Source organism: Nitratireductor sp. OM-1, from assembly GCF_003296175.1.
Taxonomy (GTDB): domain Bacteria; phylum Pseudomonadota; class Alphaproteobacteria; order Rhizobiales; family Rhizobiaceae; genus Nitratireductor; species Nitratireductor aquimarinus.
In genome coordinates this window covers 251,229-264,764 of sequence record NZ_CP029209.1, presented here as the reverse complement: position 1 = coordinate 264,764, position 13,536 = coordinate 251,229, and the positions used below count along the sequence as shown (strand labels likewise).

Annotated in this window: 7 protein-coding genes; 1 reads left to right on the top strand and 6 read right to left on the bottom strand. The window is 58.9% G+C overall.

All coding sequences use genetic code 11. The annotated features are described in order from the left end of the window. Positions 1-70 precede the first annotated feature (70 nt). Entirely contained in the window at positions 71-1,750 is a 1,680-nt protein-coding gene (locus tag DEJ54_RS20280) for an alpha/beta-hydrolase family protein (RefSeq protein ID WP_113157110.1), read from the top strand. 75 nt (positions 1,751-1,825) lie between these two features. On the opposite strand, the gene DEJ54_RS20275 is transcribed toward DEJ54_RS20280, so the two are convergent. From DEJ54_RS20275 to DEJ54_RS20250, 6 genes are all read right to left on the bottom strand, one after another. Next, entirely contained in the window at positions 1,826-2,503 is a 678-nt protein-coding gene (locus DEJ54_RS20275; RefSeq protein WP_113157109.1) for a response regulator transcription factor, read from the bottom strand. Continuing rightward, on the bottom strand, positions 2,493-3,872 hold the full coding sequence (locus tag DEJ54_RS20270; RefSeq protein ID WP_162742412.1) for a sensor histidine kinase KdpD: 1,380 nt from the start codon (positions 3,870-3,872) through the stop codon (positions 2,493-2,495). Before DEJ54_RS20270 ends, DEJ54_RS20275 begins: the two co-directional genes overlap by 11 nt. Next, positions 3,869-4,387, bottom strand: coding sequence for a molybdopterin-dependent oxidoreductase (locus DEJ54_RS20265; protein WP_113156583.1), 519 nt, complete (start codon positions 4,385-4,387; stop codon positions 3,869-3,871). Before DEJ54_RS20265 ends, DEJ54_RS20270 begins: the two co-directional genes overlap by 4 nt. 265 nt (positions 4,388-4,652) lie before the next feature. Continuing rightward, positions 4,653-9,017, bottom strand: coding sequence for an autotransporter domain-containing protein (locus tag DEJ54_RS20260; protein ID WP_371685990.1), 4,365 nt, complete (start codon positions 9,015-9,017; stop codon positions 4,653-4,655). 543 nt (positions 9,018-9,560) lie between these two features. Further along, positions 9,561-11,864, bottom strand: coding sequence for an ABC transporter ATP-binding protein (locus DEJ54_RS20255; RefSeq protein WP_113156581.1), 2,304 nt, complete (start codon positions 11,862-11,864; stop codon positions 9,561-9,563). Beyond that, positions 11,861-13,534, bottom strand: coding sequence for an ABC transporter permease subunit (locus DEJ54_RS20250; protein WP_245447867.1), 1,674 nt, complete (start codon positions 13,532-13,534; stop codon positions 11,861-11,863). Before DEJ54_RS20250 ends, DEJ54_RS20255 begins: the two co-directional genes overlap by 4 nt. Positions 13,535-13,536: the final 2 nt, after the last annotated feature.

Sequence of the window (13,536 nt, the reverse complement as noted above, 5' to 3'; positions counted from 1 at the left end):
AGAACATTTCAATTCACTTGAAATGTGAAAATCATTGGCTTCGGCTCGGATCTAAGTTTTGGGGTTTTTGATGGGTAGGCTGTATTCTGCATTTCAGCGCCATTTTAGTGGTGCCGGAATGGTTCTTGGAGTTTTGTTCTTCTTTGCTTCACTGACCCCCAGCCTCATCCCGCGCAGCTTCGAGATACAGGGTGTCCTTGGCGGCGTGGCATTCAGTGCAGGCTATGGCATCGGTGTTCTTCTTGTCGCCACGTGGCGCTATCTGCAGTTGCCGTCGGTTGATAAAGGGCTTCTGAGGCTCACAAGATTAGTTCTTTCCCTGATTTCATTGATCGTCATAGTCGTCGGCTTGTATAATTCTGCCGCTTGGCAAAATTCGGTTCGCGGTGTTCTGAACATGGAACCGGTGGATAGCGCCTATCCTGCAAGCGTCATCATCATCGCCATTCTCACCTTCGCTTTCCTGTTTCTCTTGGCGCGCGGAATCATTGCGCTGGGTCGCGCCGTAGCAAACAGGCTTGATAAATTTCTCCCGCGACGGGTTTCAATCATCGCTGGTGCAGCAGTGACGCTCATCGTCGTTGCCACACTCGCGAACGGCCTTTTGATCGAGTACACATTTCGTCTTCTGGACAAGTCATTTGCGGAACTCGACGCACTACACGAACCTGAACGCCCGCAGCCTTCAGTCGTCGAGCGCGCAGGCAATCCGTCTTCGCGGCTGGAATGGCCAAAACTGGGTCGGGCTGGAAGAGAGTTTGTCGCATCGGGCCCGACGGCGGCAGATATCAGCCAGGTTACCCAAAGAGCCGCAGTTGAGCCCATCCGTCTGTATGCCGGTTTGCAAGTCGCAGAGACGCCCGATGAGCGCTCACAGCTCCTGCTTGATGAGCTCATTGAGCTGAATGCCTTTGATCGGGCCGCCCTGGTTGTCGTTACGCCGACTGGCACAGGTTGGGTTGATCCGTCTGCCATCGATGGTCTGGAGTATCTGTATGATGGCGACACTGCCAGTGTCGCTCTGCAGTACTCCTATCTGAACAGCCCGCTCTCATTGGTGTTCCAGTCTGAAAACGGCCTTGAATCGTCGCAAAGCCTTTTTCGAACCATCTATAGATACTGGCAAAAACTCCCTGCCGGTCAGAGGCCCAAGCTTTTCCTGCACGGGCTCAGCCTCGGTGCGTTCAATTCCCAGCGTTCCATAACGTTCCTTGACCTCCTCGGAGACCCGATCGACGGTGCTGTCTGGAGCGGAACGCCTTTTCCAAGCGAGAAATGGCAGACAATCACCGCAGACCGCGATGCAGGTTCCACACAGTGGCTACCGGTTTATCAGGGTGGACGCTTTGTCCGCTTCATGAACCAGAATGGGGTCCCCGAGGGCAACACTGCACCCTGGGGCAATGTTCGCATTGTCTATTTGCAGTATGCCAGTGATGCGATCACGTTCTTCGACAAACACCTGCTCTACAGAGAAGCCGACTGGATGAAGGCTCCAAGAGGTCCAGATGTTTCTCCTTTGCTGAGTTGGTATCCGATTGTCAGCATGCTTCAATTGCTGGTCGACATGCCGTTATCCGATGGTGTGCCGATGGGGTATGGCCATGTCTATGCGCCGGATCATTATCTGGATGCCTGGCTTGAGGTGACAGGAGTGGAAAACTGGAGTTCTGAAGAGATAGATGCGCTTAAAATGCATCTGCATTCGAAAGCCTCAAATGCGGACGGCTACGAGTATCGCGGCGGATGATCGTGAATATGGCGGCTGAATGCCCCCCTTGCAGGGTGGCCCAAGATTAAGCGCGCACCGGCGGAAGAGAAATGCTCAGCGAGAGCCCGAACGCACCAGACCTGTCTCCAACGCGATGCGCGTTGCCTGGGCGCGTGACGTCACCTGCAGCTTTTTGTAGATGCTTTTGACGTAATCGCCGACCGTATGCTCCGACAGACCGACGATCTCGGCGATACGCATATTGGTGTGACCATTGACCAGTTCCGCCAGAACCTGTCTTTCGCGGGGACTGAAATGAATGCTGCTGCTCATATTGGCGCGCGCCTCCACGCCTTCGCTCCCACCGTATTCAAGAATGTCTTCTCGTAACCGGACGCGGCTGACAAGACTGAGCTTCGAGCGCACCCTCATCTGCAACAGTTCAAAATCGACCGGCTTGGTCAGATAGTCATCTGCCCCAAGCCGCAACCCGTCCAGAACGTGGGACCGATCAGCCAGGGCGCTCAGAAACAGAAACGGTGTTCCGTCCAGATGCCTGAAACGGGCACGGATCGTGCGGAAGAGGTCAAGCCCATTCTGCCCCGGCATCAGAACGTCGCAGATGATGAGAGCCGGCGTTTCAGCCTTGAGAATATCCAGCGCTTCATCGGCGTCGGCTGCCAGAAGCACATCAAAGCCCGAATGCGAAAGCTCCTCCCCAATCTCGATGCGAATGTCTTGTTCGTCCTCGATGCAAAGTATCTTCTCCGTTCGGGCATTCTCAGGCGTCACGCCGGGCACTCCATGGAAGTTTCAGGGAAAAAATCGTCCCCGCCGGCTCAACCTGCTCGAACTCAATGTCGCCGCCATGCAGCCGGGCAAGCGTCCGCGACAGGCTCAGTCCGAGCCCGGTTCCTTCAAGATGGGCAACATTGCTCGCGCGGAAGAAGCGGTCAAAAATTCGGCCCCGCTCTGCCGCCGGAATGCCGATGCCATGATCACTGACCGCACAGACGAGCTCATCTTCCTGCCGCTCCAGCCTCACCTTGATCGGCTGAGAGGAAGGTGAGTATTTCTCCGCATTGGCGAGGAAGTTGGACAAAATCTGCTCGATCAGCACCTCATCGCCCTCGAAGTGCAGCGCCCCGTCTGGTAGCGTCACCTCAAGAGCACGCGCAGGAAAGAGCTCCCGATGATCGGCACAGACATTTTCGACCAACCCGCGCAGATCAAAATTCTCTTTCTTCAGGGGAGCTCCCTGCTCATTGAGCATATCGTTGGTGATCGTGCTTGAAATCATCATCGTCAGGCGCTGCGCCGCGTGACGAATTCTCTGCGAACGCTCCACCAGAACCGCCGGATCGATATGTTGCGCGCGGCGGATGAAGCGCTGGGCAATCATGTCGATAATGGTGATCGGCGTGCGGAACTGGTGGGAGATGGTGGTGAGGAAGTTCTTGTAGATAGCGTTGGTGTGCTGCTCGTTTTCCAGCGCGGTCCGCAACGCGGCGGTGCGCTTGTCCACCGTCTCTTCCAGCCGCTGCGAATGTTCGGCCAGAGCCAGGTTTGCGCGGTCGAGGGCGCGTAAATTGGAAAGTAGCTGCCACGCCATGTAGCCGCCTACCAGCAGAATGCCGATGACGAGGCTCATAGTGAGATAAATCGTCTCCAGCTGGCGGTCGCGCCGCGCGCCATCCTGTTCGCGCTGGGCCAGCAGCACCGTGTTGCTGAGACGCACAAAATCATTGAGCGATGTCAGGATATCGGCGTGGTTTTCCGGGCCCACAGTCGGATCGGCAACACGCGACCGCTCAAGCCCTGAGAGATTTTCAATCAGGCGGCTAAAGGTCTGTTCAGCCCCCTCTAGAGCGACAAGATAATCATGTTGGGGATTGTCCTTCAAAAGACTGAGCCGGCTGTTGAGAATATCCAGCTGCAGCAGCACCGCATCCTCGTCGCGCTCATCTTGCGGCAATAACATATGGCTGGCCAATTTTCGCGCTTCGCGCTCAGCCTGCATCACGCTCCAGAGCATGCTCTCGCCGGTATAGTCCGCAAGATCACGCTGGATGCTCATCAGCTTGAAGAAGGCATAGGACAGCGTAAGCGCAAAGCCGAGTATGACCAGCCCCACCGCAACATAGCCGCGCTTTACCTTCATCTGATTTGCAGTTCCCGGAGTTGCCACGCCCATCGGTGATCGAAGCGGGAATCGCGAAGTTCGCGAAAATCGTCACGCGGATAGACGATCCAATAAGGCCCCTTGTCACTCACGCTTAGCCGTCTGCCATCCATGAACGCAGCAATCAGCACACCATAACGCGTGGCGTCGGCCAGCGGAAACTCGACAACGTAATCATTGAGCGCAAACGCCCTGACCGTCGCATTTTGATGGTCCTGCGGATCGATGCCAGCTGTTTCGAGTACCTTTCCAAGTGCCACCCCTTCAAACACGTGAAGATCTTCGGTCCAGGCCGTTCTGGTGATGGTTCGGCTTTTCGGCAGGGCGAGGAATTCACTTTCCGAAAAGATCGTTTCCTGACCATCTGGGGAAACGACCGAAAGGCTGCCAATACCCCCGGCATGCGAAGGCTGAACCACAGGTTCGGACAAGGCCTGAACAATGACGAAGAAAATCCCGAAACCCCAAAACAGCCACCGTGAACCCGTATGCATGCATTTCACTCGTCACAATCAGAACTGATATACCCAATAGCCAAGGTCCCGATTGTTTTCGAGCCAAAATAAAGAGCCAGTATTCCGCGCGCCCCCAGGCAGCACTACACTTATGGGCATTACCGCCCATGCGCGACCATTCATCGCTAGATCGTCGGCTAAAAACTGCTATCGCCGGAGGGTTTTAGCCCGCGAAGTGATTGCGTTTACACCTGACGGGTCTGCGCTTACTGGCTCTCCATCGATCCATAAGAGCGTCTCCTCGTCAGAACCGAACATTCAGATTCGCCTTGAACCCGTGATCCTGAGCGCCGGCCGCGATCTGGCCCGTGTAGGACAGCCCCAGTGTGGCGTCGGATGTCAGATCGAGATCAAGCCCGGCCTCGATGACAGCGCTGTTGCGGGCAATTGGTGCGCCGGCAATGGAGAAGGCATCGCTCTCCGAAAAGGCATGGACACTAGTCGGTGTCGTGTCTCCAAAGGCATGGCGCCAGCCGAGCATGCCATTGAACGTGGCATCCATCGCGCCAAGCGTCACCGCATATTCGCCGCGAAGGCCAAGCGTCGTAAAGGTCACATCGCTGCTGCCATCCTGGCCGGTGGGCGCAGCATTACCGCCCGTTTCGGAAAAACCGTTGGTGCGCAGGCTGACATGAGCGAGATTTGCAAAGGGCTCATAGCGCGCGCCATTGCCCATGTCGAAACCGTAGCCGAGTTCACCGAACGCCTGAACGGTTCCGGCCGAATAGCCTGCACTCAGGCTTTCGCGAAGTCCCGGAATGGCAACCGAGCGTTGGGTGTCGATCTCGTGCCAGCTATAGGCTGCGCCGGTACGGAAGGCGAAGTCTCCCCATTGCGTACCGCCATAAAGGCCGAGATGATAATTCTCGCTCGAGCCAGACGAGGCACGGTCTGCGACATCGAACGAGGAATGGCTGTAACCAGCAAGAAGGCCGACCCGCCAGTCACCGAGACGGCCATCCGTGCCAATCAGCAGGCCACCGCTCTTGCGGTGAAGCGATGCAGCGTTCCCATCGCTGTCGGTCGATCCCCACGAACCGAACCCCTGGCTCCAGAGCGCAGGGCCGGCATGATCGGCGGCAACCAGCGTCGCCGGGCCACCCGAACCATAGACCAGAACCGGCGTCACTGATGCGCCCACATCGCCAAAGGCCGCGCGGATGCGGTCGTTTATGGCATTGCGAACAAAGCGGCTGTCTTCGATCAGAGCGGACTTTGCCGAAGCGTGGATCTCGCCTGACAGAGCGTCGAAGCTTGCACGCACCGTGTCCTCGTCGGTCATGCCGATGAGGGCCTGCCAGATGGCGTTGCTCGTGGGCAGCGTGTCTGCGGCTGCAGCCGTCGCGCGCTGGTTCCGTGTCTGGGCGACATCGGCAAATGACGTGTCATTGCGTGTGAGTTCCAGCGAGATGTCATTGCCATCTCCGCCGGCGTAATCGACCGTTTCGTCAAGAAACAGAAGATTGTTGGTGACGCTGGCGAACGTGCCGTTCACCGCGCCTGCGCCCTGATTGTCGAGAATGACGTAGGCGCCGTTGAGGATTGGCCAGTCCGCCGCGGTGAGCGGCGTTCCTGTCAACGCAAGCATCGCGCCGGAAATGTCCACCGCGCCCTGCACGATCACCTTGTCCGCGGCTTCCGGTGTCACTTCGATGGCCAGCGTCCCGTGATTAACGTAGTCGCCGGCGACGGTTTGCACACCGATGGAGTTGCCGGGCGCATGCGTTCCGCCAGAGTTGATCGCCACCGTCGATCCAGCCGAACCAACGGTGCCCGTTCCACCGAGCTGGCTGTCCGGACCAAGCATGATCGAGCCGCCGAGCGCACCGCCTGCAGCGGTGCCGACGATCAGCGTTCCGTTGGAGAACGACGTCGATCCGGTGAAGCCCGAGCTGTCGCCGGTCAGCGTCACTGTGCCGGACCCGCTGATGCTGAAACTGCCCGTGCCTGACAGAGCGCCGGCATAGCCAGCCGACTCGCTCTGCGCAAAAGCCAGCGATGCGCCGCTCGCAATATCGACGTCTCCTGCAAAGCGGCTGGCATCCGTCACCAGCCCGCCAGTCTCGACAGACCAGTCGAGCGTGGAAGCGCCAGAAAGCGTCAGAACACCCGCGCCACGCTTGATCATCGCGCCCTCTGTGCCGTTCAGGCTGCCGATGTTCCCCGAAAAGCTTGCATCGCCCGCCTGGTCGAACACCACGGTCGCGCCGTTGCCGATATCGCCGGAGATCGAGCCCGCGTTTCCGGCCAGCGTTCCGGCCTCGACCAGCGTGTCGCGGTAGCCATTGGTTCCACCCAAAACCAGAGTGCCGTCGCCCTTTTTGAGAAGGTCGCCTGTACCGGTGATGTCCTGGGACAGGCTGAACGTGTTGTCTGCATCCGCGATGTCGAAACCGCCGCCATCACCGCCAATCAGGATGTCGCGCGCGGTGCCGGTGTAGCCCGTTCCCGTCACTTTCAGCACGCCGCCGTCAAACCTCAGCCCGCCCGGGGCAGCGCCAAGGTTCTGGTCGGACGCCACCGAAAGGACACCGCCCAGAAGATCGACGCCACCCGAATGGGTGTTGGCGCCACTCAGAACCAGCGTGCCGCCCCCGGCCTTGCGAACAACCTTGCCCGCTCCGTCCTCAATGATCGAAGCAACCGTCGTCGTCACACCACCATCGATGTTGAATGTGCCGCCACCGGCAGCGCCGATGGAGAGCGCATCGCCCTGGATGCGGTAGTCATCCGTGGAGAACTGCAACGTATCGAATACCTGCGCGCCCTGAACGGTGACCGTCCCGGCTGAGCCGGCAAAAACGCCGACTGAACCGCCCCAGCCGGCATTGGCGCTGCCCGTGGCATCGGTCCAGTTGGTCGCGAAGGATTGCCAGGCGCCGCTGCCGCCATTCCAGAACTGCATGGTCTGGCCTGTGCCGAGAACCGACAGGTTGACCTGACCGGGAATGTCATAGCGGATGTCGGGATTGTTAGGGTCTGCCGCGGCAAACCCGCCCGTACCCGTCACCGTTCCGTCGACGAATGCGCCCGATTGCGGGCCGACATATTCGAACAGGCGATAATAGCCTGCCGCAGCCACGCGGGCATCCAGAGTTCCGTCAAGCGCAAGAGCGCCATTTACCCTGACCAGGTCATTGCCTGCACCGCCGGCAACGCCCGGGTTGTTGAGCTCGAACACCGAAGTCGAGCCTGCATTGAGGGTGAGATCGTTGTTGAAGGTCAGGGTGCCGGGGCTGTTACCGGCTGCCAGCGTACCGTCAATGGTGACGGCTCCGTTCAACGTGCCCGAGCCGCCCAGCGTCCCGTTCATCCCGACATTGACGACACCGCCGAGCGTGCCATTGCCGGCGGCGTCACCGATCAGCAGCGTGCCGCCGGAGACTGTCGTTGTGCCCGTGAAGGCAGAGCTGTCGCCAGTCAGAATGGTCGTGCCGGCAGCATGGTTCACGGTGTGCGTGCCCGCACCAGAGCTTTCCAGTGCGGCAGAGAAGGTGGTTGCACCGGTATGCTTGAAATTGAGCGTCCCGCTGCCATCTCCGAAAATGATGTCATCCGTCTGCAGAGTGCCGGCGGCCTCCGCCTGACTGCCCAAAGCCGCGCCGACATTGATGACACCGTCAGCTGACAGATCAGAACCCAGGTAAACCACACCTGGTCCACTTCCACCTGATCCAGTGTTGGTCGAAACCGTCCCGCCGTCCTTAACGGTCAGCGTGCCCTTGCCGCGCAGACCGATATCGAGGCTGCCGTCGTTCACCCACCGGGAGCCCGCCCCAGACACGGTGACAATGCTCTCAGAGCCGAAGCTGGTTCCGATGTAGCCGTTTGTGTTTTCAACGGCACCGCCGAGATCTATGTCCAGCGTTCCATTGCCATCGAAACCGACATAGAGTTCGTCGCTGTTCTTCCAGATGGAGCCATCACCGGACACGGTAGCGGTTCCCTCGGAGCCGGTGCTTTTACCGATTTCACCGAATGTGTTCTTGACGATCCCACCGTCCTCAATGGTCAGCGTCCCGGTGCCCGCTTCGCCGACAAAAAGCCTGTCTGTCATTGTCCAGGTCGATGCCGGGCCGCGGGAACTCTTTCCGGACACTTCAGCGCTACCCGACACGCCAGAAGCGAAACCGATCACGCCGCGTTCACTTGAAACCGTACCACCGTCCTCAACCGTCAGCATTCCCCTACTGTTGAAACCAACATAGAGGTCGTCATTGTTCTTCCATTTGGATCGGCTGCCTGTGATAGGGCTTTCTCCCGATACACGAACACTGCTTCCAGTTGCGGCCGTCCCGAAACCGATAAAGCCGCCGTCGTTTATGACCGAGCCACCATTCAGAATATTCAGCGAACCAGTAGCAGTCCATCCGACATGGATGTCGCCGGCGATTCCCCAGGAGCCGACAGGTACTGGGATAGAGGGATTAACGCTGCCGGTGGTTGAGACGAACTGAGCCTGAGCGGCCCCGGTTGCGCTCAGCACGGCAAGAATGCTGCACAGCGCTGTCGACAGATAAAGAGAAGGGCGCAGTCCCCGCAAGACTCTGCTACCGAATTCCTTCCGCGCCTGTCCCTCGTACACCGGATTTCCTTCCCTCAATGCCATGCACGGCATGATCTTCCGCATCAATGCCTGGTGCTTCCAATCAGCACCGTCAGCGTTACTGCCGCAGAAAGAAGGTCGGCTTCAATTCCCGTATATAGGGGGGGGGGACCGCAGTTGGAGCATCCCAACCCATTGGGTCGGGTGGCTCTGTCACATTATTCTCGAGCTATCACCAGCATGAATGCCCCCAATTTCCGGAGGGCTCATTCATGTTCAATGGCCGCCATTTCCGCCAATCAGTGATCCAGCCGCGCGAACTGTCCCGCCTGGCTATGATGTGAGCGTCGGATATCTGGAGAAATGATAGCCGAACAGGCCCGTCCAGACATTCCAACACCACCCAGCGCCGCCAACCAAGTGACCATATCTGGAACACTCTGCGCTCAAGCTGGTTGAAGCCACCTGGCGGGAGTGGTCCTCAGCGTTGAACGGTCCTGTGCTCGAGGGCAACACCTTCCCCTGCCCTCCTGCCGGCAGCCAAAAATTTGCACCAGAGCCACCTGAACCACCGGGCAAGGTTTACCCCCGCGCAGTCCCACTCTTCTAAACCTCGTCAAGAAGGACGCACGCCGCCGCGTGCCCGCCACCAAGGTCGCGAAGTCCCGGAGGGGGCTGCGAAGCGAAGGTGACACGCAGATCCGATCCAGTTTCGACAATCTGCGCCGCTTCTACCAGCGATGCGTGCTTCGCCTCCATCGCTGCCAACAATGCAGTACGTGCAGAGGCCAGACCCTGCGGTGCCCTGACCACAAGATCCAACCCTTCTCGGGTGATCTTTCCCAGAGCAGCCGTCTGCCGTTCCTTTGCTGCACCATCGCGCACCGCTTCCTCAGAAAGCGCTGAAAGCACATCGCGCCCCTCCCAGCCGCAGCTTGCGGTCGCCAGCGGACAGCGGGTGTGGAAGCGACAACCATTAGGCACATCGATCGCAGACGGGATTTCACCCGCGACCTCCAACGGTGGCTTTGTCACCTCTGGATCGGGTTCCGGCGACGCCTCGATCAGCAATTGTGTGTAGGGGTGGCGGCGCTCACGGATGACCTTTTCGGTCGGCCCAATCTCAACGATCTGGCCCAGGTACATAATGGCGGTACGGTCGGCAACGTAGCGAATTGTTGGAAGGTCGTGGCTTACATAAATAAAGCTGATACCCATCTCGTCGCGGAACCGCCGCATCAGGTTCAGAACCCCGGCTCTGATAGAAACATCCAGCATCGATACTGGTTCATCTGCGACAATAATCCGGGGCTCCAGCACGATTGCACGCGCAATCGCCACACGTTGCCGCTGCCCTCCGGACAGTTCATGCGGAAAGCGCTCCAGGTAAAGCTCCGCTGGTTTGAGGCCAGCGCGCTCCAGCGCATTTGTGACATGCGCCTTTCGCTCGGAGGCCTTTCTCGCAAGTTTGTGGACGATCAGTGGTTCACTCACGATTTGTGCGATAGTGAAGCGGGGATTCAGCGTTTGATAGGGATCCTGGAACACCATCTGCGCGCGGCGGCGGAATGCCTTGAGAGCTGCGCCACTGAGACCAGAAATATCCTCCCCCTCTGACGCAATGACACCGGCGGTCGGTTCCTGCAACTTGACCAGAACCTCTCCCGTGGTGGTCTTGCCCGATCCTGACTCCCCGGCGAGCCCCAGAATTTCGCCTGCCTGAACACTCAGACTGATGCCATCGACTGCATGAACCTTGCGTTCCGGGCCCAGGAAGCCTGACGGCGCATCAAAATGGCGCGAAAGGTTCTCGACCCGCAGCACCTCGCCTTTCACGGTTTCGCGCGCGGAAGACGGTTTCCTCTCTACTTCAGCGCAAAAGCGACGGCTCACGTCCTCCCAGGTTTCATTGTTCGCTGCAGTCTCACGAAATTCATGGACCCGGTCGACATAATGACACGCGGCCGAACGGCTCTCGTCGATCTTATGAAGAGGCGGCATCTCGTTGCGACATAATTCGGTGGCAAAAGGACATCGCTCAGAGAACCGGCACCCGGCAGGCGGGCTCAACAGATCCGGGGGATTGCCGGGTATGGAGATCAGCTCTTTCTGTGCGCCGTCCAATGTCGGAAATGCGTTGGTGAGGCCCATCGTATAGGGATGGAAAGGCGCGCCGAACACTTCACGCACCGGGCCGATCTCCATGATCTTGCCCCCGTACATCACCGCTACCCGATCACATGTCTGCACCACGACAGAAATGTCATGAGTAATGAACAGCAGGCTCATCCCGCGCTCACGGCGCAGTTTCGCCAGCCGGGCAAGGATCTGAGCCTGCGTCACCACATCCAAGGCGGTGGTGGGCTCATCCGCGATCACCAGTTTGGGTCCAAGCGCCATTGCCATGGCGATGACCGCCCGCTGTTTCATGCCGCCCGACATCTCATGTGGATAGGCACGCAACCGCGAGGGGTCTATGCCCACGGCTCGAAACAGTTCAGCTGCCTGATTCAGAGCATCATCCCGACTGATCGCGATATGCGTTTGCATGGCCTCAACGATCTGGTCACCGACCCGGTAAACCGGATCCAGCGCATTCATTGCGGCCTGCGATATCCAGGCGATCTCCTTCCATCGCACGGCGCGCATTGCCTCCCCGCGCAAAGGAGCGAGATCGCGACCATCCAGATCTATGCGTCCTCGAGCAATCTCTCCATTAGGCGGCAGCAGCTTCAGTATCGCCTTGGCGGCAGTCGTCTTACCGCAACCGGATTCACCAACGAGCCCCAGGGCTTCACCCGGCCGGATGGTGAAATCGATGCCGTCGACGGCTTTGATCGGCCCTTTCCCCGTGCCGTACTGGATCGCCAGATCGCGCACATTCAACAGCGGCTTGTCGTCATTCTTCATGTTCGTGCCCTCAGCCGCGGGTTCGCGACGACTTCCAGTGATCGTGAGATGAAGAAGACCGACAGCACCGTTGACATGATGAACAGTCCCGGCGGCAGGTTCCACCACCAGGCGGTTCGCCAGGCGCCAGAGAGCCGTGCATCATGCAAAATACCGCCCCATGAAACCGACTGTGGCGGTCCAAGTCCGAGAAACGAGAGCGTGGCTTCGGCGATGATCGACACGCCGACTGTGATGGCAAGCTCCAGAAACACCAGCGGCATCACATTTGGCAGGATGTGCAAATACATTATGCGCAGATCCGACGCACCCGCGACACGCGCCGCCTTCACGAATGGCCTTTCGCGCAGACTCAGCACCTGAGCCCTGATCAATCGTGCGGTCGTCCGCCATGTAAGCAGTGAAACAGCGAGAATGACGATCAGCAGACTGGGCTTGAACAATAGCACCAGGATCAGGGCGAAGGGCTCGAAGGGAATGCCATACATAACGTCCACGGTTCGCATCAGAATCGAGTCCGTACGCCCCCCGTAATAGCCTGCGACAAGCCCGACATTGGTGCCAATCAGCATGACCAGAAAAGCACCAAGAAAGCCGACCAAAAGCGCAATTCTTGCCCCATGGATATTGCGGCTGAACAGGTCACGGCCCAGATGGTCTGTGCCGAACCAGTGCTGTGGTGACGGTGGCGAGAAGCGAATGACAAACCTGTCGGAGCCCAGCGCCAGCGCATCAGCGTCAGTGACAAGAATTGCCCGCAAATGCCGCTCGGACTCGGTGTTTGCCAACGTCCACTCCCCGCCGCGCACAAGCTCCATCACGATGCCATTGCGACCCACGGCATATCCAGTGCCATCGTCGCCGATCCAGCCTGACATCAGCGCGCGCCTGTCCGGCGTGCGATCACTGACCCAATCAGCGTTGGGACCGTCCCGACGCAGCAGGGTTCCGCGCTCACCTATGGCCAGGGCTATCCCGGCCGGCGAAACATGAACATCGTTGAGGTCGCGGCTGGTACCAAGACGCAGCATTTTTGCCTGTTGGCTGACCGGATCATATTGCAAAGCCAGCCCACGCTCACCCACCACCAATGCCGTTCCATCGACATCGCGCTCGACCCCACGCAGAGACATCCCGCGGTTGATCGGGCTGGTAACAGCGGTCAGGCTTCGATCAGCAAGCGCAAAGAGCCACAACGTCTCTTCGTCACCAACAATCAAAGCCGTATCATCGGCCAACCAGGAGACGGAGCGCAATGTAACTGGAGCGGGGGACTGCAAAGACTGCCATTTCTCCCCCTCGCGCAGCAGCAATGTTCCCTGCTCACCCACAATCAGCGCGACGCCGGATGCTGTCACATCGACGCCGAACAGATCGACTTCGGTCGGAAGAACCGTCCGCGACCAACCGCCGTTTTTTCGAGTCCAGAGGCTACCCTCGCGCCCCACAATCAGGTCTTCACCGGGACGCGATGCCGTATCGTTTAATGCGACATGACCAAGGGAAGGCTGGAGCACCCAGCCCTCATCGCTTTTCATCAGGACGGAGCCATCCTCGTCCTCGTTGATGGCGAAAGGATCTTGCGGTGCGATCAGCGGGGCGAATACGGCCATGGCGAAGATCAGCCCGAGCACGCACAGACCGACAACGGCCAGCCTGTCCTGCATCATCA